This window comes from Aestuariivivens sediminis, from assembly GCF_022662105.1.
Classification (GTDB): domain Bacteria; phylum Bacteroidota; class Bacteroidia; order Flavobacteriales; family Flavobacteriaceae; genus Aestuariivivens; species Aestuariivivens sediminis.
Window position 1 is genome coordinate 424,726 of the sequence record NZ_JAKMCP010000001.1, and the last position, 25,578, is coordinate 450,303.

At 37.2% G+C, this 25,578-nt stretch carries 15 protein-coding genes; 6 read left to right on the forward strand and 9 right to left on the reverse strand.

Translation table 11 applies throughout. The features are described 5' to 3' along the window. Positions 1-47: 47 nt before the first annotated feature. Complete coding sequence (locus MR054_RS01800) at positions 48-407, reverse strand: carboxypeptidase-like regulatory domain-containing protein (protein WP_242095148.1); 360 nt, start codon at positions 405-407, stop codon at positions 48-50. Positions 408-1,249: 842 nt separating this feature from the next. Beyond that, complete coding sequence (locus MR054_RS01805; protein ID WP_242155599.1) at positions 1,250-5,374, reverse strand: hybrid sensor histidine kinase/response regulator transcription factor; 4,125 nt, start codon at positions 5,372-5,374, stop codon at positions 1,250-1,252. 257 nt (positions 5,375-5,631) lie between these two features. Between MR054_RS01805 and MR054_RS01810 the strand changes: the two genes are divergently transcribed. From MR054_RS01810 to MR054_RS01820, 3 genes are all read left to right on the forward strand, one after another. Further along, complete coding sequence (locus tag MR054_RS01810; RefSeq protein WP_242095146.1) at positions 5,632-7,524, forward strand: glycosyl hydrolase; 1,893 nt, start codon at positions 5,632-5,634, stop codon at positions 7,522-7,524. 321 nt (positions 7,525-7,845) lie between these two features. Continuing rightward, on the forward strand, positions 7,846-9,249 hold the full coding sequence (locus MR054_RS01815) for a sulfatase (RefSeq protein WP_242155601.1): 1,404 nt from the start codon (positions 7,846-7,848) through the stop codon (positions 9,247-9,249). Positions 9,250-9,420: 171 nt separating this feature from the next. Further along, entirely contained in the window at positions 9,421-9,870 is a 450-nt protein-coding gene (locus MR054_RS01820; RefSeq protein ID WP_242085564.1) for a sugar-binding domain-containing protein, read from the forward strand. Positions 9,871-9,887: 17 nt separating this feature from the next. Here MR054_RS01820 and MR054_RS01825 read toward each other — a convergent pair whose 3' ends face one another. The 6 genes from MR054_RS01825 to MR054_RS01850 form a co-directional block, all read right to left on the reverse strand. Continuing rightward, positions 9,888-11,339 (reverse strand): sulfatase, encoded by a 1,452-nt coding sequence (locus MR054_RS01825; protein ID WP_242085563.1) that lies wholly within the window; start codon positions 11,337-11,339, stop codon positions 9,888-9,890. A gap of 226 nt (positions 11,340-11,565) precedes the next feature. Further along, the gene (locus MR054_RS01830; RefSeq protein ID WP_242085562.1) at positions 11,566-13,170 is read right to left on the reverse strand and encodes a sulfatase family protein; all 1,605 of its coding nucleotides are present in this window, start codon (positions 13,168-13,170) and stop codon (positions 11,566-11,568) included. Positions 13,171-13,208: 38 nt separating this feature from the next. Beyond that, positions 13,209-13,358, reverse strand: coding sequence for a hypothetical protein (locus MR054_RS01835; RefSeq protein ID WP_242085561.1), 150 nt, complete (start codon positions 13,356-13,358; stop codon positions 13,209-13,211). A 240-nt stretch (positions 13,359-13,598) separates the two neighbouring features. Further along, a complete protein-coding gene (locus tag MR054_RS01840) occupies positions 13,599-15,221 on the reverse strand; it encodes a sulfatase family protein (protein ID WP_242085560.1) in 1,623 nt (540 codons plus the stop codon). 22 nt (positions 15,222-15,243) lie between these two features. Continuing rightward, positions 15,244-15,414: a RagB/SusD family nutrient uptake outer membrane protein gene (locus MR054_RS01845; RefSeq protein ID WP_242155604.1), complete on the reverse strand. Its 171-nt coding sequence runs from the start codon at positions 15,412-15,414 to the stop codon at positions 15,244-15,246. A 140-nt stretch (positions 15,415-15,554) separates the two neighbouring features. After that, positions 15,555-19,082: an alpha-L-rhamnosidase-related protein gene (locus MR054_RS01850; RefSeq protein ID WP_242155605.1), complete on the reverse strand. Its 3,528-nt coding sequence runs from the start codon at positions 19,080-19,082 to the stop codon at positions 15,555-15,557. Positions 19,083-19,666: 584 nt separating this feature from the next. On the opposite strand from MR054_RS01850, the gene MR054_RS01855 reads away from it, so the two are divergent. The 3 genes from MR054_RS01855 (at position 19,667) to MR054_RS01865 (ending at position 23,878) form a co-directional block, all read left to right on the forward strand. Beyond that, positions 19,667-20,200, forward strand: coding sequence for a hypothetical protein (locus MR054_RS01855; protein WP_242155607.1), 534 nt, complete (start codon positions 19,667-19,669; stop codon positions 20,198-20,200). A gap of 10 nt (positions 20,201-20,210) precedes the next feature. Then, positions 20,211-20,894 carry a hypothetical protein gene (locus MR054_RS01860; protein WP_242085556.1) on the forward strand — a complete coding sequence of 228 codons (684 nt, stop codon included), beginning with the start codon at positions 20,211-20,213 and terminating at the stop codon, positions 20,892-20,894. Positions 20,895-21,142: 248 nt separating this feature from the next. Continuing rightward, positions 21,143-23,878, forward strand: coding sequence for a glycoside hydrolase family 2 protein (locus MR054_RS01865; RefSeq protein WP_242155609.1), 2,736 nt, complete (start codon positions 21,143-21,145; stop codon positions 23,876-23,878). Between the two features lie 229 nt (positions 23,879-24,107). Here MR054_RS01865 and MR054_RS01870 read toward each other — a convergent pair whose 3' ends face one another. Continuing rightward, positions 24,108-25,556, reverse strand: a complete 1,449-nt coding sequence (locus tag MR054_RS01870; protein ID WP_242155611.1) for a sulfatase family protein — start codon at positions 25,554-25,556, stop codon at positions 24,108-24,110. Between the last annotated feature and the right edge of the window lie 22 nt (positions 25,557-25,578).

The following is a 25,578-nucleotide window of genomic DNA, read 5'->3' on the forward strand; positions in this document are numbered from 1 at the left end:
CAGCTACCTTAATTCTGTTTATAACTCAATAAAAAATAAAACATCGTTTAAATTGTTTCATCAAAATAATTGGTCTGTTGAGCCACTTTAATTTTTTGGGGAACATAACCAGGAAAAGAAATTACAAAGGTGGAACTGTTGGATACCGTTAAGGAACAAATTCCATCAAAAGAGTTATGCATACCATTAGTTAATCCTTTTTCAATAACAATGGCTTCGGCCAGTGGAAATCCTGTGGAATCTTTAAGCTTACTCGAAACGATTTTTTGTTGTATGGTTTTTGTGTCAGAAATCCAATTTGGATCGTCAATTGCACTAGAAGAAATCGATGTAAAAATGAAAAATACGAATGCATAAAGCACATACCTGTTTTTTCGAATTCTTATGCGTCTTTTTGAATTACTCATAAAATGTTTAGTTTTAGTTAATTTTAGTTGCAGATAAATAAGATTCAAAACTTAGCGGTATGCTTATCAAACTATTTAGTTTTTTTTATAACTCAGTTCTCGAATTCATGAGTTTTCATGTTTACTTCATAAACAAATAAAGTAGTGTTACAAAAAATACAATTAGCAAACCAAAAACAATTAAACCATGTAATTTGTTTTTATTTCCCGCTTTATTAATTTTTTCATCCATAATTAATTTATCTCATAACAAAGTTTCACGTTTTTACTTTATTTTAAGATTGACGAGCGTTCAAAAAGGGGGGGCTATAAGATTATATGCCTTTCTTAATCATAGAAACCTTTGAGTTTCCCTAACTTCTTAGGATAATCTTTAATGCCTGCGATTAAATCAAGATGACAACGTTCAAACCTTCTATTGTCAGCGATTACGTTTTATATTGACTGTGCTCTCCAATATACCATCAACCGATATTTCACTAGATGTTCTAGAAATAACCTTAACCGTGGCAACGACTTTGTTCTTTATGAACCAATGTCCGATGATACAGTTTAATATGATATCCCTGGAACAGAGTTTTTATAAAAAGAGGGATGTACGGATAAGGACCGCATTGAAAGCGTTATTCACAAATAAAACATAGGAAAGATGTAATTGGGAGCATTTTTAAAAGGAGATATCAGGTCAATGCACCACAATCTCCCAAGCTCGATTTGAATATTAATATATTTAAAATCCAAAATCCCATTACAAGAGTCTCGCAATAATCAATACCTCTGTAATAGAGAGTAAAGAATCATTCTGATTAGAGCTAAAGGCTATTTTTTTAAAATGAAAACCACTACCCGGAGACTTCCCTATTTGTGGATTCTTTACTAAATTTAGAAGGTGAGGCTCCAAATTGATCCTTAAAACACTTTCTGAAATATTTTAAATCGTTGAATCCTACGGCATAGCCAATCGAGCCAATATTATCGTGCTTATTCAAAATCAATTGGGCTGCTCTCTTGATGCGGATGGATCTCACAAAGGTAGACGTATCCTGCCCGGTTAAGGTTTTTATTTTTCTATAGAGTGTCGAAGGGCTGGTTGCTAATTTATCGGCTAAAAATTCTCTGTTTAAATTTTCATTCAGGAGATTTTCCTCGACTATTTTCATAGCATTATTAATAAACTCCTCATCATGGGAGGTAACTTCGACATCCGTTGGTTGCAGGGTAATTTTCTTTGAAAAATATTCCCTTAGTTTTAACCTGTTAGTCAGTAATCCCTGAACCTGCACTTTTAACAGGGCTGCATTAAATGGTTTAGTCACATAGATGTCAGCTCCATAGCTATAGCCCTGCTGTTGAAATACTGTGCTGGTTCTTGCTGTTAACATAACGATTGGTATATGCATGGTTTCCTTAGTTTTTCTAAGATTCTTGCATAACATAAGACCATCGACTTCAGGCATGGCCAAATCTGTAATTATAATATCAGGTAAATGCTTTAATGCTTTTTCAAAACCTATCCTGCCGTTTTCCGCTTCCATGGTATTATAAGTGTCCATGAAAAGCGTTTTAACAAAGTTTCTAATATTGGCATTATCCTCGACGATCAACATACTTGGAAGTTGGTCATCACGGGTTTTGACAACATCATTTTGAAAGCTCACCACTTTTTCGACTGTATAGTGAACAGGATCTTCAGCTTTTTTGAAATCCGTAATAAAATCTTCCATCGCGAAGTGGTTATTCCCCAAAGGTAATTTCACTATGAATTCACTACCCTCGCCCTCCTCACTTTCTACCTCAATAAGGCCTTTATGTAATTTTACAATACTTTTTACCAAGGCTAACCCAATGCCCGTACCTAAAAGACTGGAAGAATTTGTATTAGAAATTTGATAAAACCGATTAAAAATTAACTTTAAACCCTCCTTCGAAATTCCAGTGCCATTATCTTTTACGGAAATCATGCAATAGCCCAATGGAAACTGATTGCTTTCGTCCTTGTTATTTGAGGTGCTCACTGTCAACACAATTTCACCATGATCTGGAGAGAATTTAAAAGCATTGGATAGGAGGTTGCACAGGACAATTTCCATTTTTTGCCTATCATAGGTTAGAGGTGTCATGACGCCTTCAGCATTAAACTGAAAATTTATGTTTCTGCTTTCGGCTAACTCCAAAAAAGAAAGGTATATTTCATAAGCAAAGCTCTGAAAATTGCCTTCGGCTACTCTCAATTTCATTTTACCACTTTCAACTTTTCTAAAATCCAGTAATTGATTTACCAAATTTAAAAGCCGTTGTGTGTGGTAGTAAACAGTCGATAGATGTCCTTTTCTTTGATTCTCATCCAGAGTGTCATCCATCATCATTTCCACAGGTCCAGAGATTAAAGACAGCGGTGTTCTGAATTCATGAGCAACATCGGTAAAGAACTGGGTTTTCAATCTAATGAGTTCTTCTTCCTTTTTCCTTTTTAATTTAGATATTTCTAGTTTGTTTTTTAGATTATGCTCCCTTTCAATCACGAGCTTAAATAAGTATAATAACCCTATAAATATTAAAACATAGAGCACTAAGGCTTGCCACGTTTTCCAGAACACAGGCAATACGGTGATCTTTAAACTAGCTGCTTGTGTCTCCTTCTGTATGTTTTTATTGATGGTCTTAACTTTGAAGATGTATTCACCGGCATCTAAATTCGAGTAGGTTATTTGGTTTTCATTAGTGGTTGTGTTCCAATCGGAATCAAGCCCTTCTAACATATAATTATATGAATAGTCATAACTCGAAAGGAAGTCTAAAGCGGCATATTCTAAAGTGAGTCTATTATTATCATGAGACAAAATAATTTCAGTATTGTATTCAATAGCCTTTTCTAAAACAATATTTTCATCATCTGTTGTGCCTCCAGAAATTTCCTGTCCAGATACTTTTAGGCCTGTTAACACGACCGGCGGTATTTCGGAATTCCCAATGGTCTCCGGATCTAAAATGTTAATTCCATAGATACTGCCAAAATATAATTTCCCATTTGATCCATTTACTGCAGAATCTTCTAAAAAAGTGTTTGACAATAATCCAGAGTTCGTATCATAATTATAAAACAGACCATCTTCTTTGTTAAATCTGGAGACCCCTTTATTCGTGCTAACCCATATATTCCCGTTGTCGTCTTCTAAGATAGCATGTATATAACTGTCTAGTAATCCATCTTTTTCTTGATATAATTTAAAGATGAATTTATCATTACCTGCTTCAATAACTTTATTCAGTCCATTCGGGGTTCCTACCCAGAGTGTTCCGCTTTTGTCCTCATGCAAACAAATAATAATATCACTACTCAGTGTTCCCGTTTTCCCATGAATTTTATTAAAGGTCTTGAAATTATCAGAAATAGAATTATATAATTTTAATCCTTGATAGGTTCCAACCCATAAACGCTCTTTGCTATCCTGTAAAAAATCACTTATCCTCTGGTCATTCAGGTATTTTTTAAAAGATTGGGTTTTCGGGTTTCCGGAATTTAAAGATTTTCTTAGCCCTCTTTGTTGTGTGCCAATCCAAAATGTACCATCCATGGTCTGAAATAATTTTGTGATTTTTGTGAGGTAATGTTCTTCAGAGGTTACATGGTCTTTAATTTTAATTGGAACAATAGAAAACTTGGCATCATGCTCTACTATTTCATACAGACTTGTTACGTTTGCAAGCCAGAGTGAGCTATCCCTTGCCTGGTAAATTTCCCGGACATGATCTTTTTCACCGACCAGGAGATCGGGCTTGAATTGAGGCACTACTTTTTTAAAGGACGTGAGGTTGTCTTCACTGTAATAGACATTCTTATCCCCTTTTAATCCAACCCAAATATTGTTTCTAAAATCCTTTTCAATTTTCCAAACAGGTTTATTTGGCAAGTTACTACTTTGAGTACTTTCAAATTGATTCTCCTTTTGTGCTACTTTGCAAACACCTCCATTAGTGCCAAACCATAAAATTCCGAGATCATCTTGAAATATATACAAGACTTCATCATACAATTCTGCTGCACCTCTATTATGGTTTTTACCAAAACTGAAGGCGTCAAATTCTTTAGTTTGTGGATCAAAAATAAGAAGACCATTCCCCCAGGTCCCTATCAGCATGCTACCATCGCTTATCTGCTCTATATAATATGTGTTTCTTAAATCGACATTTGGATGATCCTTATATTGGGTAAAGGTATTTTTGTTATTATCGTACTCCAAAACTCCCTCAGACCATGTAACAAAATATATTAAATTGGTCCGTACATCTTCAGCAATGGCGTTAAACTCTAAATTTCTACCATCAAAACGGATATGTTTAATTTGGTGCCCTTTGGATGAAAAGAGATAAGCGCCATTATTTGTAGCCACCCATATATTGCCATTTTTAGATTTTAAAATGTCATTGATCTTTAAATCACTTAAAAAATGACCCAAAAGTTCTCTCTTTTGGTTAAGGATATAAAATCCATTTTGCCATGTCCCCAACCAAATTTCCTTAGAATCTGCCTCTTCTATGGCAACGACTCGTTTGTCGCCAAGAGGCAAAGAATCAGTTTCAGATCTTACTTTTGGCAGCTGTTCGAATTTATGAAATTCCGGATTGTAACGACTAACACCATTGGACTTGGTCCCTATCCAAATATATCCATCGCTATCCTCAAATAATGTTTCAATCGAGTTATTTATAAGGCTATTGGAATTCTCTATTTTGTTTCGAAAAACTTTTATGGTATTCCCATCATAGCGATTTAAACCTCCGCGGGTACCTATCCATATAAAGCCCTTCTTATCCTTAATTATAGAAGTTACTTCACTTTGAGAAAGTCCATTATCGGCATTAATATATTCTGTGTTGATAAAATCCGTAAAAATTTGGGAATACGAATCGAATATGCTAACCAGCGATAGCAACAGAAAAAGCAACCATAATTTTCTATTTATCATAATTATAATATCCAATTTTCTGCTATAATAGTTTGATAAATTAACGCAAGAATAGCTTAAATTTTTACTAAAGTGAAACAATTTTTTAAATTAATGTAATAAAAGCCTCAATATAAAGATTTAATTGACAGTTCAAGAAGCATGACCTCTAAGTTACCCTTTATTGAGTAATTTATACCCTAAAGGGCATATAACATGATTATATATTTGTACGAGTTCAGGGCTTAATCTTTTCAATAAATTAAGCAGTCACTTTTATGAAAAAGGAATTTATAATCTTAATTATTCTAATGACTTTGTTTCAGAGTTATTCGCAGCAGTTAACATGGACAGGGTTTGCTGCCAACAACGATTTTTTTGATGAAACGAATTGGAAAGATTCAATGACTGACCTACCACCGGAAATCGGAACAATAGACGCTGATCAACCCATAAATATTGATCTTGAAATAAGCGATTCTAGTCTGGAAGTTATTTTGGCTTCCGGAATCATTAATTTAGGATCCGGAACACTTTCTATAACATCTTCAGCCTTGGAAGCTGATGCATTGTCATCTGGTCATGTAATTATAAATAGTAACGCATACCTAAACCTCAGTCATGCCAGTCCTTTTCAAAATGGTATAGCAATAGATTTTACCTCTGATATGGGTTGGATTAGGACTTTAAACAAAAATCCCCAATCCATACTTAATGATCATATAGGTCAGATCACCGTAAATGGTGCGGCCGCTAATTATCAAACTAATCTTCGATTGGATAATTACTACGCCATAGGTACTGTTATTAGAGGAAATAATTTGTCATCTGATGCACTGACGATTTTCGATGACGCCTATTTAACTGGTCAATCTGCTAATCTCTCGATAGGCGATGTTCACAACGGAGTTAGTCTTCCTAACCATATGGAAAATAAAATGGAATCTTTCCTTTTGAAGAAAGGCTTTATGGCAACCTTTGCCGTAACCGAGGATGGCACGGGTAAAAGTAAAAATTATATCGCTTCAGAAGAAGATCTAATTATTAACGAATTACCAAACTATCTGGTCAATAATGTCTCATTTATTAGGGTTGTGCCTTGGAACTGGGTTGCGAAAAAAGGTATTGGTGGTATTTATGATGAAATGGATCATACTTGGTACTATAATTGGGGAAACGGAAATACTTCGCGATTGGCAACAGAATATGCACCTATGGCTTGGGGTTATGGAGGTGCCAATGATGACGGTGACATTGCAAATTATAAATCAAAATATAAAGTCACTCATGTACTGGCTTTTAATGAATCTGACAATTGTGAAGATCAGTCCGGACAATGGAATAACTTATGCAATACGGATGTCGCCGTAAATACCTACAAAAATTTAATGAAAACAGGACTGCGATTGGTGTCTCCAAATTGCAGAGAAAATGCACCTTTTGGTTGGCTCAAAGAATTTCATGACAAAGCCAATGCACAAGATATCAGAATAGATGTTATTGGGGTACATTGGTACGATTGGGGGTCAAGTCCGAAAAATTCTCCAAATGCCGATCCTCAACAGGTGTTTAATAGATTTAAAAATTACTTGCAAAGGGTATATGATCTATATAAGTTACCGATATGGATTACAGAATTTAATGCCAACCCCAACAGATCGACCGCTACCAATTATGGCTTCATGCAACTGGCTTTACCATACTTAGAAACTCTAGATTATGTTGAAAGATACTGCTGGTATCAACCCAATTCGGATGTTGCAGATTATTATACAGTTGCTAATCAAACAACCCTCACCGACGTTGGATATTTTTACAACAATCAGAACTCAACACCAGCTATACCGGAGGCTACGGTCTCGGCAGACAGCAACTTGGATATTTATTATGCCAGTACTTTGTCTAATACCAAAATGACTGTAAGCGATACGTTAATATTTCCAAATCCGTGCGATGGTATATTTACAATAAAATCATCCTTTCCGATGGATTCCCTTACAGTATTCGATGTGAACGGAAAAATAGTAAAGAAAGTGTTTAATTTGAAGTCGAACCAATCAGAAATTAATTTAAAAGATCAAAAGCAGGGCCTTTATCTTGTGATAATAAAGGATACTAATGGCAATACCTTTACAGAAAAATTGATTTCAATACCATTGAATAACCATTAACAATAAGAGGATATGGCTCATTATCATTTTAGCCTCCTGTCTTAAAACTTTAATAGAACCGTAACGCATGTAAATTATTGCAGTCGACATCTACAATTACCTTGCTTACATGTGCAAAAGAATGGTTATGATCAAAATTAGATATCTGTAATCAAAACGATACTGAATATGGGAGCTTATCTTTAGCATTAATAGAAAATGAGTATTTACTATTTTAGCACAAGTAAAAATGAAATTCATTACATTACACAAGACCATACCTTTCTATTTTAATTATGCCATAAATTATTGATTATGTTAAAAAAAGTTCTAATGTTTATTATGCTTGCAGTCATATCAGCCATGGCGAAAGCACAGGAAATAGCAAAGCCTAATGTCTTATTTATAGTCGTGGATGATTTGCGTCCTGAGTTGGGTTGTTATGGGAAATCTCAAATAATTTCCCCTCATATTGACAGGTTGGCGGCATCCGGTATGATTTTTAATCGGTCCTATTGCAACATACCGGTTTGTGGTGCCTCCCGTGCCAGTCTGCTCTCCGGTGTGCGTCCAAATCGATATCGCTTTGAGGATGCCCATATAAGCCAGGATAAGGATTTACCCGGAGTAGTTAGTCTCCCCATGCATTTTAAAAATAATGGATACTACACCATATCCTTGGGGAAAGTATATCATAAAAACCCGGATGGAGTTGGTAGTTGGAGTATTCCGCAGTGGCGACCAAAGGGGGATTGGAACGGTTGGCAAGAATATATTACTCCGGCGTCTCTTAATCAAAGCGTTAAAACTAAATGGGGCATTAATGGTCCTAGCTTTGAGGCTCCGGACGGGTCGGATCATATTTATGGTGATGGCATGATTGCTGATGAAGCCATTCGACACCTGGGGAATTTTAAGGAAACAGGTCAAAGATTTTTTCTTGCTGTTGGATTTAGAAAACCACATCTGCCGTTTAATGTACCGAAGAAATATTGGGATATGTACAATATTGATAACATACAATTACCCGATAATATGTATAAACCTATTGGTGCACCCGACATAAGTATGCATAACTTTAAAGAATTAAGGGAATATACCGATGTGCCTGATGAAGGCTCAATGGAACAGGACTTTATGAAGAAATTAATTCACGGGTATTATGCTTCGGTGAGTTATGTCGATGCGCAAGTGGGCAAAGTTTTAAACGAACTCGAGCATTCTGGTCTGGCCCAAAATACCATTGTCATTCTTTGGGGCGATCACGGTTGGAACCTTGGTGAGCACGATTTATGGGTCAAACACTGCAATTACGATAACGTATTACGTACGCCCTTAATTCTATATGTTCCGGGACAAAAGGGTAATGTTAAAACAGATGCTTTGGTAGAATACGTTGATATTTATCCGACCTTATGTGATTTGGCAGGCCTATCTAAGCCGTTTCATTTGCAAGGCAAAAGTTTTGCGCCTTTGGTAGCTGAGCCTGATCAATCTTGGAAAGAAGCTGTATTTAGCCGTTGGAAGACGGGTGAAACCATCATAACGCAAACATATACCTATACCGAATGGTTTGACGATCATACAGGAGAAAGAACAGATCGAATGTTGTATAATTTAACCACAGATCCGGATGAAAATGTAAATATTTCTGAAATAAAAGAAAATAAAAGTTTGGTCAAAAAATTATCCGCAAAGCTCGCTGATCATATAAAACAAAGAGATTTTATCCAGATCAAAAATTGACACTTGAAAGCGAATATTACATAAAAATAATAAACATTTAAATATCATCATGAGTAGATTATTACTTCTTTTGTTTGTGATGTCCATACTAGCTTGTTGTACTACTGAAACACCATTAAGAAAGATAAATTCTTTTAACGATCAATAGTTATTCAAAAAACTGAGGATTCGTTGGCTTCAACAGTGGCGTATAATGATTCTAATTGGAGGCCATTATCTGTACCTCATGATTATGTGATTGAAGGCCCTTTTAAACCTGATTATAATCTTAGAACTGGTGGTTTACCTATTTCTGAACACGCCTGGTATCGAAAATATTTCACTATTGATGGGATTGAAAAAGACAATGTTGTAACTCTTGAGTTCGATGGTATTATGAACAACTCTACCATTTTTATTAATGGTAAAAAGGTATATCACAGACCCTACGGTTATATCGGCTCTCAAATAGATATAACGGCCTATATCAATTTTGGTGGAAATAATATCGTTGCTGTAAAAGTTAATCCTGAAGATTTATCTGCAAGGGGGTATCCCGGTGCTGGAATATATAGAAATGTGCGGTTCGAAATAAAAATTCCTGTTCATGTAAAACATTGGGGCACTTATATTACAACTTAGCCACAATAGTCTATTTATCATTTTTCTTCACCTACATTAGGTCTGTATTTTTCCCTTTCAAAGCCCTCAACACTCCAGGGAACAATATCCTTTTTTATAAGTGGTGCCTCATGTTTTGGTAAATATTTTGCCAATTTCGCCTTTTGTTTTTCATATTCCGGTTTATTAGCTAAATTATACCATTCGTTTTTATCATTTTCGTGCGAATACAACTCTTCGGAACCATCAAAATATCGAATATATCGCCAATTATTGCTTCTAACAGCATAATTCCCTCTTCCCCATGAAGTAATAGCAGGTTCTCCGGTATGTTTCTCGGGTTTCTTAAGTAAAGGAACCAAACTAGTTCCATTGACATATTCCGGTATTTTCAGATCTACGAGTTCGCCAAGTGTTTTATAAATATCAATCAAAGAAACAGGTTGATAGCAATCTTGCTTATTCTTCATTTTTATACGAGGATCATAAATAATAAACGGAACACGAGTCGCTTCTTCCCACAAAGTGAATTTCTTAAAACTCATTTTCTCTCCTAAATGGTATCCATGATCTGACCAAATTACAATAATAGTATTATCCGCATAAGGGCTTTTTTCCAGTTCATCCAATACACGACCAATGTTATAATCAGCCCACGAAATACAAGCAAGATAAGCACGTCTCACTTCATTCCATTTGTTTTCTTTATAGTAAAAAGAGCCGGACTTTTTCATCTCTCTACCCACTTTTGGTATATCATCCAGATCATTCTTCAAAATTTCAGGCGAAGCAACTTCGTCTGGTAAAGCATCAAAAAACCGTACAGGAGCATCAAATGGTAAATGTGGCTTCACAATCCCGACTGCTAAAAAGAAAGGCTTTTCGTGCTTTTCTTTGAGAATATCAATACCATAAGATGCTACTTGGTGGTCAATATGCTCCTCGTCCGGATTTAGAGTTGCTCTAAATGACATCTTTCCTCCTTTACCATGATGATACCCCAAACCTTCTTTAAATTGTTTTTTTATCGGTTTTGATTTAAAATATTCAGTCCATTCACGTTCATCATTAAAACTTCCGTGATGAATTTTACCGGCTCCATAAGTCGAATATCCGCTCTCTTTCAGGAAACGCGGTAAACTTATATACTTATCTGCCAGCTCATCATGTATTCCAAGCTCATAAAAAGGGTATAAGCCCGAATTAAATGGCTCAATTCCAAACAAAAGAGCATTCCTGCTTGGCGAACAAGCTGGCGCCGGACAATGTGCATTTGTAAAGCTTATTCCTTTCTTTGCCAGCTTGTCCAGACTTGGCGTTATTGCATCAGGATGGCCTCCTAAAAAGCCGGTCCAGTCATTCATATCATCAATTGCGATGAATAAAATATTTGGTTTTTCGCTTTTTAACATATCTGCTTTTCTTTGTGCGAAAGCAAAAGATGAAAACAAAACAAAAGCGATTACAAAGAAATTCTGTTTGATATTCATAAGTTTTATTTTTTAAATTTTAATTTATTATGATTTTTTACACACTGTCTTTATAAGCTGCTGTTACTTTCCTGTCAAGTTATAAGAAATTAAAGCGTTCTAAACCCCTTAATTTCAATACTGTATCGGCTAATGCTTTTCATAGGATACATTGTTGTGTTTAGTAATTTATCGATTATTCACATATTGTCCATATAAGTGTTAACTTTTAAATATGTAAATATTATTATTTTTCAACGAAAGGAGGTTTTTCAAAAGTCTGACCGTCTCCACTAACCCGAGGGTCTCCAGTGGCTTTTAGATTATCTATAAGACGTTTATGGAGTTTCTTCTGCACGTCTGCGTATTCTATCTTATCTGCAACATTATAGAGATAATCAGGATCTTTTCGAAGATCGTACAGTTCCTCCATCGGCCTTTTTCCAAAACCCAAGAGCCAATGCATTTCCCATTCTTTTTGTTTACGATTCTTAATCATCCATGCTTTTGTGGGACTGGCATCCAAATCTGAATAAGAAACAGATGTATTATTTTCCAACTCTGCAAAAGACGGTTCAGAACCTGTTCCATCAAGTCCAAAAGGAGTACCCATTGGCTCTCTGTCAGGAGCAAAATTTATGATATATAAAAAATCCTTAGTACTAATTGCTCTTTGAGGATAAGGTAAATTTCCCTCTCGGGCTTTAGCAACATGGCGTTCTCTGCCTACAATCACATAATCCCGTGTAGAATCAATAAGTCCGCTTTTATCAGACTGGAGCAGAGAGACAATACTTTTGCCAGTCATGCATTCCGGAATTGGTTGGTCCGCCAGTTCAAGGAATGTGGGTGCCAAATCCATCAAATTAATAAAATCATCTACATATCTGCCTGCAGGAGCATGTCCTGGCCATTGCACAAGAAGAGGAACCTTTGTGCCGAAAGGATAAAGATTGCATTTACCACGTGGCATACCAGGAATACCATGATCGCCACTAATTACAATAATGGTATTTTCCCTCTCTCCCATAACTTCTAATTCTTTCAGAAACAATTCCAGAACAGCGTCTAAAGCCAGTACTTCACCGAGATAGTCAGTCATATCCTCCCTCACTACATGCACATCGGGTAGAAATTCAGGCATCTTTCCTTTAAGGCTATCAGGTTCTAATCCCCATAACATTTTCCCCGAACCTTTGACCCATTTTCTGTGGGTGTTGGTAGGACCAAACCAATAACAAAATGATTTATTGTCCTTACGATCGGCAATAAAATCTCTGAAATTCTGAATGACTTCCTTATAGATTTCAGTCTTTGCTTCATCAATTAATTTACCTCTCGCAACCATTTTGGTTACATTTTGTGAAAAATTGTTGAATCGTCTTCCCGCATTTGCATATTCATACTTTTTTCCACCATAAGGAGCATCCTTGGGAGTACCGGGACTCCATACTTTATAAGTGTAACCAATATGATATCCGGCATCTCTTAACAAAAGAGGATAACTTGGAATATTCGAGTCCCACTTTGCTCCCGTAAGAATAGCACCAGTACCAGTACGATAAAAGTATTGCCCTGAAAGTAAAGAACTACGACTGGGAGTACAGGAAGGAGATGTTACATGGGCATTATTAAAAATCACTCCTTTTTTTGCGAACTGGTCAATTGTAGGAGTTCTAAATGACTGATTGGGTGGAAAAGAATTATATACACTCGCATATTCACCCCAGTCGTCTGCGAAAAAAAAGAATATATTTGGTGGCCTTTCTTCTGATTTATTTTGAGCAAATAATATTGAAGGAAATAGTATAATGACCATCAAAACAACTCTAATTCTTTCTTTTATACTCATAATGCATCTTTTTAAAATTACACAAGATTTAATAATTATTAAACACAACGCGTGTGAATACGCAGTGCAAGCTTAACATCTACAGATTTTTCTTTTACTTCTAATTTAACGATCTCAAAATATTCAAATATTTCTTCTGGTAAAACCAATTTTATTAGTTCGCGGAAATAATCATTTTTTGGGTTCATAATGTTAAAGATTTTGGTAACAGATAAACAAATTATTACAATTCCCTCAACTTTTTAAAATGATCCCTTATAATCTCCTGGACGAATTGCGCAATCAGCTTTCATCCCTGTCTACTCATGGTAATGAGGATAGTTCCAATAAAGATTTCGATTAAAATAAGGTTTCTTTTTGACTATGAGCTAAATGAGTTAAAAACAATAGTATTACAACCAAGCAAGGTGCTAATTCGTTTTTCATAATCAATGTTTTTTATTTTCTTTTGTAATTTCAATAAAATGCTTATCCAGCTCTTCAGAGTCTTTATATTTAACACGTAGTTCTGTCAGCTTAATTTTGAGTTCGTTTACAATATCATTGTAATCAGGATCATCATATATACTATTCATTTCCTGTGGATCTTTTTTACGATCATATAATTCCCATTCATCAACATCGTGATAAAAGTGAACCAACTTATATTCTTTGTTTACTATACCATAATGCCGTTTTACTTTATGTACACCGGGATACTCATAATAATGGTAATATACAGCATCTCTGGTCCAAAGTTTATTATTCCCCTTTAGTAATGGCATCAGACTTTCGCCTTGCATTGAAGCTGGAGATTTTATTTGTGCAGCCTCTAAAAAAGTTTGTGCAAAATCTAGGTTCTGCACCATCTCATCACAGGTGGCACCTGCTTTAATTTTATTTGGCCAACGAATTAATAAGGGGGTTTTAAACGATTCATCATAAATAAACCGTTTATCAAACCAACCATGTTCACCAAGGTAAAATCCCTGATCGGAAGTATATACAACAATTGTATTTTCAGATAATCCATTCTCATCCAAATAATCTAATACCCGACCAACATTGTCATCAACAGACGAAATGCATCCTAAATAATCCTGCATATAACGTTGATATTTCCATCTCATTTTTTCCTCATTACTCATTGCTGGCCAATTTGCTTTAAAAAAGTCATTGATCAAATCTAAAGTAGGTTCATATAAAGCGCGTTGCTCTTCATTAGCCCGACTATACCGACTGTAAAAACCATCCTTATATTCCCACACTTTCGGCTTAACTTTATCCATGCTTTTAAGTGTTTCAGGTCTGATTTTACTATCATGACTATACCCCATATGTTTCAGTAAATTCATTTCAGCCGATTTTGCAGCAGTACCTCTATTTTTGTAATCGTCGAATAAAGTAATAGGTTCCGGGAACACTTTATTAGAAAACTCTTTAAACTTTTTAGGACTTGGCCACCATGGTCTATGGGGCGCTTTGTGCAGATACATAAGCATAAAAGGCTTTTCTTTAGAACGTTTTTTATCCAGCCAGTTTATCGCTAAATCTGTGATGATATCAGTTACATAGCCCGTAATAGTAGTATCTCCATTTTTTGTAATGAAATCGGGGTTTAAATAATTCCCCTGCCCCGGCAAAATCATAAATTCATCAACTCCTTTTGGATTATTTCCAAAATGCAATTTCCCAAACATAGCTGTCGCATATCCTTCTTTCTGAAACAGCTGTGGAAATGTTACTTGTGTTGTATCAAAAGGAAGTGAATTGTTTATTTTTCCATTGATATGTGTATGCGTACCTGTAAGAATTGTAGCTCTTGAAGGGGCACAAATAGAATTGCTCACACAAGCATTTGTAAAAAGCATGCCTTCATTAGCAATGCGGTCGATATTAGGGGTTTTAATTAAATGATCGCTGTATGCACTAATCGCCTGATAAGCATGATCATCAGACATAATAAATACTATATTAGGCCTTTTAAAAGTTTCCTTTTCATCCTCTTTTAAAACTCCACATGAAGCAAATAAAATTAATCCTGTTAAATAAATTATTATTTTATGCTTCATCTTTATATACAATTAAATAAAATTAGTTAAAATTTATAGAATGACTATATTGATACGCATTGGCTGTTCCATTTAATTCATTTTCGCACTCAGCAGCCATTAAAAATACATCGGCTAACCTAAATACCAGTCTATTATCTCCATGGTTGAACCTTGGCGACGAGTCCAAGTCCAAATTCCATATTTTGAGCATATCAGGAAAATTAAGTTCAAACCCTAAATAGCTTTGTTCTTTTTTATTCTAATGGTTTTATAATCCGGACTCCTAAACATTTTTATCCTAAAATTTATGATTAAAGCCATAACCCAAGACATTTTATTAAAATCCTACATTTAAAATGAATTCATTTTTAAACTAATTACGTGCTTTCCTGGTTCTAATCTTACAGTATCGAATACAGTGGGTACTTTCTTGCCGTTATGTATTACATCCGTACCTTTCAAATTCATTAATGAAAATTCGGCCACCGTATTGCCCGGAATTTCAAGGTTATATGTTTGCACACTTGAAGTCTCATATCTATATTCAGCCTTAATGGTCCCTCTAACCGTTGGTACCTGTATTTTGCTGTATTTCAACTTACTCAATTGTGGCTTGATAATAGCAATTCCGTAACCAGGTGTTTTTGGCTTGATGCCCCACAAACCTCTGGGAATGACGTTGGCAGGCACCGCACCCCAGGCATGGTTCCAATCCAAATTGTTCTTGTATTTTAAATCCCAGGCCTCGAGGGTAATGGTAGACCCTATACGTATCATGTTATACCAACTTCTTTCAGCGGTACTTGTCAATAAATCTAATGCATAATCTGCTTCGTCGGCGTTGTATAAGCCATCCATCAAAAACTGAGAGCCATATACACTACAAGCCATTCCACGTGATTTCACAAAATCGACAACAGAGTCTAAGTGTTCGTCAGGTACCAGTCCAAAAGCCAGGGGCATCATATTGGCATGCAATGATGCGTGGTCTGTACCAATACCGTCCACATAAATGCCTCGTTCCTTATCAAACATCTGTTCGTTAACTGCTTTTTTTGCTTTAGCTGCCCGTAACTCAAAATCTAAAACTTCTTGGGTTTTTCCAAGAATTTGAGCAAACTCAGCCATTATTTTCATATTCTCATAGTAAAAGGCATTGATTACTGTATTATAAGGCTTAAATACATAACCATCACGTTCCCCTTTGTTCGTTGGATCTCCTCCCCAACCTGCAGATGGCCAATCTACAATATCTGTTAAAGGCTTATTGTAACCGGGTTTAAAACCAAGTTTATACATAAATTCTTCATCTACCTTAGTTGAAGTAATTAAGCCATCTTCATTAGACAATTCGTAAAGTGTTTTATGCTTTAAATCTTCATAATACTTTTCAATAAGTTCGGTATTGCCGGTATACATATAATCCGCATACAACAATAAAGCCACATGTTGTTGCCACTCTGTGGGCCACGTTGGATGTTCCATAAAGTACTCTATGGTTCGTCTGGCCATAGCATACTCCCTGTCTGTGGTATAATGGCTTAACTGATTTAGGTAAGCATCTGCTTCATAAGGTATACGCTCTCTATCCCCATCTACGTATAACCCGTTGAAAGTGGTTGCTTTAATGGAGTATTTACATAAATCCCAAACTTGATTCAAAATAGCATTGTTACTTTCAAAACTACTGGCATCATCATCCCAGAAGGTACGATGTCTTAACTGCTCAAAATCATCAGCTTTTAAAGGTATTTGGGCACCCTCGACTTCAGCATACCTGAAAGGCATTAATACCGGAAAACCTTCAGGTAATGCTATGGCTTTATCAGGTAATGTATTACGTTCATCAGGTTTAATTTGAATCTGATATTTTCTTTGATTGGGAGTTACATCCACCTTTATGTCCTGATACCGGATATGGCTCTTTATAAAAGGTTCTCTGTTAATATTCTCACCTTCTAATTGCTCCCCAATTCTAACTGTTATTGTATGTGGCTGTTTAGCCTCGTAATTAAAATCGATAGTTGCAAATGCCGCCTTGCCAAAATCCATAAAATAGAAATCCCCTCTATTTTCAAATCTTACAGGTTTTATGCGGTCTACTACAAACTTGTTTTCAGTTGAAATAATGTAACTGTCACTTTTCCCTGTAGTGAATTGTTGTGCTTCTGAATAATCAACCAGCCTATTTTCTTCATCCCAAATGCGCACCTTCCAATAATAAGTAGTGCCAATTTTCAGAGGATTACCATGATACGCAACATTTGTAGATTGTGTTGAAGCGACGCGCTCACTATCCCAAAGATCACCGTTATTCGCATCGATAATGTCTTTACTAGAAGCAACCAAAATTTGATAGGCCGATTGAAACTTGGAACCAAGAGGTACCGCCCAGCCAAATTCTGGTTTCAAGTCGAGTATTTTGACTTCCGTTTCTGGCTCTCTAATAAGTTCTACGGTAAGATCTTTTGGTGCCTCACGGTATGGATTGCTATATTTCTTAATTAATTCATCTGTTTTTGATCTTAATTTATCGGCTACATCCTTAAATTTTTTATTTCCGATTAAGTTATTGATTTCCCGAGGATCTTTTTTGAGATTGTAAAGTTCTTCGATTGTTTTATCATTTACGTACCTGAAATATTTCCATTCTTCGGTACGAACCCCTTCACTTGGGGGTATACTTACGAAATCCCAGATATGTTCAATTAAAATGGTATCCCGATTGATGCTTTTCGTTTCTTGTTTTACAATGGGCATCAAACTTTTACCTTGCCAGGTGTCAGGGGATTTTATTCCAGCTATATCCGCAATAGTAGAAGGCACATCAATATTCAAAGCCATTTCGTCAATGTCCTGATGCTTATCCACTCTCGGGTCATATACAATTAACGGCACACGAATTGAATTATCGTACATCAACCATTTTCCGGCTAATTGCCGTTCACCCAGAAAATAACCATTATCCCCCATTAAAATGATTACCGTATTTTTATCCAGGCCTTTTTCCTTTAACTTTTCTCGAATCTTTTTGATTTCCAAATCGATTCCAGAAATCATACGATAATAGCCTTTTAAGCTGTGTTGATACTTTTCCGGAGTATCAAATCGCCAAGTCCAGCGTAATCTATTAAATCCATCCCGCACGTTTTGGGGGAGTTCCAAAAAATATGTTTCCTCATCAAGAACAGGTTCCGGAATTGTGGTGTTTTCGAGTAATTTATCACTTTCTGCTTGCCAAAAATATTGTTCTGGTGCGCCATCATGTGCATGTGGTGCACTAAAACTTAAGGATAAACAAAACGGTTTTTGGGTTGTAGCATTCTTATCAATAAAATCCAGGGCTTGCTGACCCGTATATCTGGTTAGGTGAACAGTATCATTGTCAATGGTTTTATAGAAGTATCCCCTTCGATCTTTATACTGATTATTTCTATCATAAGATTCGTATTCATCAAATTGTCTATCCAAATCATCATATCGAACTCCATACTTACCAAAAAACCCAGTATAATAGCCATTATTTTTAAGTACTGCCGGATATGCGTTTGCCATAAATTCCTCTCTAACATTTCCAGTCTGAAAATTAAAGTTGTGCGATCGTTCATGTAGTCCTGTAAAAATACTTGCCCTGCTTGCCGCACATATAGGTGTAGTGACCATGGCGGTATTGAAGTATGTGCCTAATTCTGCCAACTTATCCATTTCGGGTGTTTCAACATACGTGTTTCCGACATATCCGATTGCATCAGAACGTTGATCATCCGTTAAAATAAAAATAATGTTTGGTCTTTCTTGAGCATTTATGTGTTGTACAATCAATAAATCAAGACCTAAAAACAGAATAATAAGAACAATATGAAAATCTCTAATGTGCATTTAATACATCGAAAATATACAGCAATTAATAAAAATTTTTATAAAAATAACATTTTACCTTTTTAAAGGTATCCCTTAGTATCCTGAAAAAAATCTTAACCTTCTAGGATTTCAATAGACCAAGACCGAATTAATAATTTGTTGGAATCGGAATTAAATAAATGATATGACCCACGGATTTTCGAGAAAGCTTATTTATGATACAATTACCGGAAGCCCCACATTAAACCCCTGTAAACATTTGTTTTGCAGGGTTTTTTGGTTTTTAGTGTGCTGATTAGGATGCTAACAAGAAGAGAATATTATAAATTACAATAATCTTATGGAAAATCCTTTTGAACGAATAGTGAAATTCAAAATAGTGATCAAAAAGAAATAGACACCTACATTCGAGTCAACTCCAGTCCGGAGTAATGGCAAATGGAAAAAATTATTTTTGAGAATTATGGGGTATAACTAATTTATTATTCCATATTCCGATACGGAATATTATGGTTTAAAAACTTGTATTTCAATAATATAATTTGTAATATCGCATATTCGAATATGGAATATATGTGATTATGAAGCCCAAACAACAAGTTATGAGTCCACAAGATATTGTGGTGCTTTTAAAAATAATAACCTATGGTAATGCCGAATGGTATCAAGACCAGCTAGCAGATACCTTAAATATTAGTCAGTCTGAAATTAGTAAATCCCTAAAGCGTTCAAAGTTTGCAGGATTAATAGATGTTTCAGGTAAAAAAGTATTTAAAATGGCGTTGATAGAGTTTTTACAATACGGTATAAAGTATGTATTTCCAGTACAACCAGGTGGATTAATTAGAGGTGTGCCTACGGCGCACTCAGCATCCCCTTTATCTAATTCTATTGTTAGTGACGAACATTATGTTTGGCCTTATGGTAAAGGCGAATTACGTGGGCAGGCTATAACGCCGTTGTATGCTTCGGTGGTTGTTGCAGTTCAAAACGATAAAAAATTACATGAACTGCTGGCACTTGTAGATGCATTAAGAGTTGGTAGAGCTAGAGAAAAAGAAATAGCGATTAAGGAGCTTAAAGATAGGATTTTTAACAATAATACTAACTTGGATAAAAGGCAATTGTTATTGTAAACATAAATAATTGAGAAATAAAATAATAAATATAATAACCGTAGCAGAAGTGGCTAAAGCTTTAAAAGAGCTCAAAGACCAAATGATATTTGTTGGTGGTGCTGTTGTTAGTTTATATGCAGATGAACCAACCGAAGAGGTTAGGCAAACCGATGATATAGATGTAACCATAAATCTTATTAATTATGCTTCATGGGTAGAAATGCAAGAACGATTAGCGCAATTGGGGTTTAGTCCGGATCCAGAAGGTCATGCCATATGTAGTTATTTATATAAAGGGATTTCTATGGATATAATGCCATCGGAAGATGGGCCAATTGGACCTGCCAATACATGGTATAAAATAGGTTTTAAAAATTTATGGACCCACAAAGTAGAAGACCAAACTATAACCCTGCTTTCGGCACCATGTTTTTTAGCTACAAAATTTGAAGCCTTTAAAGATAGAGGTACAGATTATAGATTAAGTCATGATTTTGAAGATATAATCTATGTTCTAAACAACAGATCTACAATAGTAGAAGAGGTAGCAAGAGATCATTTAGAAATTAAACAATTTTTAAAAGTAGAATTAATTAAGATTTACGAAAGTGTACTATACGATGAAATTATTTCTTGTCATGTTCCTCCTTTAATACATGAAGAACGATTACCTATTATAAAAGAAAAAATAGAACAAATTATCGCACTATAGTATATGTTATTTAATGTACTTGACAGTAATTCTAAGCTGTAGCCTAATTAATAATCATGATCTATGCCGGTTAACCTGACTAGACGTCCCACATTAAACCCCTGAAATAGTACTGTTATGGGTTTTTTTGTTTTTAAGTGCCTCTCCCAGGTGGTTCACAAGAGCAATGAAAATCATACGCAAATCCTTTTGGAAAACGTGTATTTTCCTATACATTTAATGACATTGAATTCTTAAATAACAAATTAATGTACCCTACAAAATTGATAATAGGCTTACTTACGGGTCTGATTGGCCTCATTCACGCGCAAAAAATCCCTTTACCAGAACATCCAAGGCCAGATTTTGAACGGGTCGATTGGGTTAATTTAAATGGGAAATGGGCCTTTAAGTTTGACAAAGAAGATGTAGGGCTTGACAAGAATTGGCACTATGGAGACGTCGATTTTGAACAAACCATAACCGTTCCCTTCCCATGGGGATCTGAGGCCTCCGGAGTAAAAGATGAAGCCGACATCGCCTGGTATAAAAGAGATATCACCGTGAATGCCTCCTGGAAGGGCAAAAGAACCTTTGTTGTGATCGGGGCTTCCGACTGGGAGACCACCGTTTGGCTGGACGGGCAGAAAATAGGGTCGCATCAAGGCGGGTACACGCCTTTTTCATTTGAAATAACCGATGTGGTTACCTATGGCAAAACACAACGGTTGGTCGTAAGGGTGGATGATGTCCGAAGAGACTTTACGTTGTATGGAAAACAGGGTTATGGCAATGCCAGGGGCATTTGGCAAACCATTTATCTGGAAGGCAGGGGGACGAATTATTTGGATGCCCTTCATTTTACCCCCGACATCGACCAGTCCAAAGTAACCGTAACCGCTTATTTGCCTCAGGATGCGACCGAAGATTTGCCCGTGGAAGTGCAAATTCAAACAGATTCAGGCATTTTGAAGCGCTCCATGGTCATTCCAAAAGGGAAGTATTCTGAATCTATGGCTATGGATATTCCGGATGCCCGTCTGTGGGATCTGGACCATCCCTATTTGTATGATGTTACCGCCAATTTGGGTAACGACAGGGTGAAAAGCTACTTTGGCATGAGGAAGATTTCGGTGGTCAATCTCCCGGGTACCGATTATCCTTATATCGCCCTCAACAACAAACCCATTTACCTGCAACTGACCTTAGACCAGTCCTATCACCCCAAAGGATTTTACACCTTTCCCAGCGACCAGTTTATCAAGGAAGAAATCATGCGCTCCAAGTCCATCGGGCTGAACGGCATCCGGCCCCATATCAAGGTTGAGATTCCAAGAAAACTGTATTGGGCCGATAAACTCGGGCTTTTAGTCATGGCCGATTTACCGAACAGCTGGGGGGAGCCGGACCGAAAAATGCAGGCTGAGTCGGAGTACACCTTAAGGGAAATGATCAAACGGGATTATAACCATCCCGCCATTTTCTCCTGGATTGTCTTTAATGAAACCTGGGGCCTCAAACAGGATGATGAATATGGCGGACGCTATCTGCCGTCCACCCAAAACTGGGTGGCCTCTATGTATTATCTGGCCAAATCACTCGACGCTACGCGATTGGTGGAAGACAATTCGATTTGTTGTGGGTATGGGCATACCGAGACCGATATTAATTCGTGGCATTCCTATTTGCCGGGATATCAATGGGAAGAATTTCTAAAAGAAGTGACCGATAGTACCTATCCCGGCAGCGGCCATCATTTTGAAGAAGGATTTCATCAATCCCGTCAGCCTAATATCAATTCTGAATGCGGTAATGTCTGGGGTTATGAAGGCAGTACCGGAGATGTGGACTGGAGTTGGGATTATCATAAAATGATTAACGCCTTTCGGAAATATCCCCAAGTAGCAGGATGGCTTTATACCGAACACCACGATGTGATTAACGAATGGAATGGCTATTGGAAATTCGACAGATCCAACAAATTTACAGGGATAGAGGAATTGGTGCCCGGAATGGCATTGAAGGATTTCCATTCGGATATTTACCTGTCCACCGGAGTGGAAATTTCAAAAGATGTGGAAGGGGGTGAGACCATCAGCGTTCCCTTAACATTGTCTGTAATGACCGATAAAGACCTGGGCAAGGAACTGCATCTCAATTACCGTTTAACCTTTACCAATGCATTGGGTGAACGCAGTGTGTTCCGTTCCGGAACCCAAAACATACCCTATGCGCCCTGGCTTCAAAAAAAGCTCTCTCCATTGGAGTTGCCTATGCCTGAATATTCAGGATTGGCCCTGTTAACCCTGGAATTGACCACCATTACTGGACAACCCCTAAGCAAAAACTTTATGCATTTCATCGTAGATTCACAGCAACAGATGCCTATGGTGAGCCTTTTGGAGGTGCAACCGAAGGCGTATTCCAACGCGGTGTGGAGCAAGATCCTTTGGGAGGTTATGGATGGCAAAAAAATCAACGGAACCGGGAAGGGCTTTTTCGAATATTCCATTGCCCTGCCTTCCGATGAGAAGATTGAAAAGGCGAAGGAAACCTATTTTATTATTGAGCTTTCTGCCAAGGAATTGTTCGTTAAAGACTATGCAGACTATAATGAGAACCAGGATTTCATGAAAGGGTCACGGGTTGCCAATTCAAGCAATCCCAATGCATACCCCATGACCGATGAAACAAAATTCTCATCGGAGGTTGTTGTATCGGTAAACGGTTCCAAAGTTATGGATGTGGTGCTCGAAGATGACCCTGCCGATCATCGCGGGGTATTGTCCTGGCACAATCAATTACGAGACGGTAAACTTCGTGAACCGGGCTCCTACGGCTATTTGGTGAAAGTCCCCATTTCAAAATCAACGTTGAAAACCCTCCAAAAAGAGGGTGACCCCCTGGTCATTACATTTCAAACCAAAGGGGATGGCGGCATTGCCGTTTATGGGAAGGACTTTGGAAGATATGCAATCAACCCGGCATTGGTGATTAGCTATTAAACGGGACAGAACCTGGTCCGCGGGGTTTCTCAAATCGTGTCGCATCCCGGGGAGAGCATGCAAAGGATATCCGGCTGTAATCCAAATCAAATAGGTTATGGAGTACTGGTAGTCCGGTGACTTTGGCATTGCGTTTTCCTTCTTTTATAAAGCCATGAACCGTTTTTTGGAATACCTGTAGGTCATCTTGTCTTGTGTCAGGATTATGGTAGGTATGATGATGAGTCTATTAGCCTCTATCCTTGAGCATGTCGGCGCCTTTCACCATGTTTACTTCATGCGCTTTTACAACTTCCATGATAGATTTAATAACTTCAGGATGTTGGGCTGCAATATCAAATTTCTCGGAGGGATCTATATTCAGATTATACAACAGAGGGGTTTGGTGTTCCGTGATGTCATTATTATATTGGTCTTGCGTCATAAAATGCGCCTTGTATGCGCCAACCCTTGCAGCGTATAACTTATCGCCACGGTAATAGAACATGGCCTTCCTTGGGCTTTCCTTGCCTTCAAAAAGAACAGGGGCAAGATCAACCCCATCAATGATGCGATCATCCGGAATAGAAACCCCTGCCAAATGGCTAAAGGTGGTAAACAAGTCCATGGTAGATCCAATACCGGTAACAATGCCCGGTTTAATATGGCCCGGAGCCCAAAAAATGGTTGGCTCTCTCATACCCCCTTCCCAGGTTGTTCCTTTTCCATTTCTCAATAATCCGGCACTGCCGCCTTCCTGGTTCATAATGAGCCAGGGGCCGTTATCAGAAGTGAACACCACAAGGGTATTCTTGTCAAGCCCCTGGTCTTTGAGTGCAGACAAAATCTGTCCCACCCCATGATCGATCTCTTCAACCACATCGCCATAAATGCCTCTGGGACTTTTGCCTTCAAACGCCTGTGAGGCGAAAAGCGGGACATGAGGCAGGTTATGCGCTAAGTATAAAAAGAAAGGGGTATCCTTGTGTTCATTAATGAATGTAATGGATTCTTCGGTATAGCGCTTTGTGATGGTATGTTGCTCGGCAGGCCTTTCAATGATCTCGGTATTCCGCATTAAGGGGACATTAAAGGTATGGATGTCTTTCCGGGCTTCGGAAGTCCAGAACGCATAATACCCATTACGGGATCTGAATGGCATAACATTGTCCATATCATTACTGTAAGGAATGCCAAAATAATAATCAAACCCTTGGTTTGTAGGTAAAAACGGTTCCCGGTGCCCAAGGTGCCATTTCCCTATACATGCCGTGGCATAACCTGCTTTTTTTAGTTGCTCGGCAAGGGTTATTTCGCTGGGAGGCAAGCCATTGTGGGAGTCCGGAAAAAGCACCCGGTTCACAGGGCTTGCCATGCCATTTCTAACCGGCAACCTTCCTGTTAAAATTGCCGCTCTACTAGGGGTACAGACACTGGCCCCCACATAAAAATTCGTCCATTTCTGACCCTGGTCGGCCATCTCATCAAGTCTGGGTGTACGGATGGTTGGATGACCGAATGTCGATAAATCCCCGTAACCCAGATCATCGGCAAAAATGATTATAAAATTTAAGGGTCTTTCAACCGCTTGCACCTCATCATCCGTATTCGTGTGTTGTTCCTTTTCAAGACATGATGAAAAAAGGATAAAAAAACAGATGGGCAATAAAGCTTTTTTTAAACGCAGTAAATTAGTCATTCGTTTCATAGGTTTTAGTGTT

Excerpts from the sequence above, each read along its gene's own strand:
- MR054_RS01805 (WP_242155599.1), bottom strand. The coding sequence starts at position 5,374 with ATGATAAATAGAAAATTATGGTTGCTTTTTCTGTTGCTATCGCTGGTT.
- MR054_RS01830 (WP_242085562.1), bottom strand. The coding sequence starts at position 13,170 with ATGAGTATAAAAGAAAGAATTAGAGTTGTTTTGATGGTCATTATACTA.
- MR054_RS01850 (WP_242155605.1), bottom strand. The coding sequence starts at position 19,082 with ATGCACATTAGAGATTTTCATATTGTTCTTATTATTCTGTTTTTAGGT.
- MR054_RS01815 (WP_242155601.1), top strand. The coding sequence starts at position 7,846 with ATGCTTGCAGTCATATCAGCCATGGCGAAAGCACAGGAAATAGCAAAG.
- MR054_RS01840 (WP_242085560.1), bottom strand. The coding sequence starts at position 15,221 with ATGAAGCATAAAATAATAATTTATTTAACAGGATTAATTTTATTTGCT.
- MR054_RS01865 (WP_242155609.1), top strand. The coding sequence starts at position 21,143 with ATGTACCCTACAAAATTGATAATAGGCTTACTTACGGGTCTGATTGGC.
- MR054_RS01870 (WP_242155611.1), bottom strand. The coding sequence starts at position 25,556 with ATGACTAATTTACTGCGTTTAAAAAAAGCTTTATTGCCCATCTGTTTT.
- MR054_RS01845 (WP_242155604.1), bottom strand. The coding sequence starts at position 15,414 with ATGCTCAAAATATGGAATTTGGACTTGGACTCGTCGCCAAGGTTCAAC.
- MR054_RS01835 (WP_242085561.1), bottom strand. The coding sequence starts at position 13,358 with ATGAACCCAAAAAATGATTATTTCCGCGAACTAATAAAATTGGTTTTA.
- MR054_RS01800 (WP_242095148.1), bottom strand. The coding sequence starts at position 407 with ATGAGTAATTCAAAAAGACGCATAAGAATTCGAAAAAACAGGTATGTG.
- MR054_RS01825 (WP_242085563.1), bottom strand. The coding sequence starts at position 11,339 with ATGAATATCAAACAGAATTTCTTTGTAATCGCTTTTGTTTTGTTTTCA.
- MR054_RS01855 (WP_242155607.1), top strand. The coding sequence starts at position 19,667 with ATGAGTCCACAAGATATTGTGGTGCTTTTAAAAATAATAACCTATGGT.
- MR054_RS01810 (WP_242095146.1), top strand. The coding sequence starts at position 5,632 with ATGAAAAAGGAATTTATAATCTTAATTATTCTAATGACTTTGTTTCAG.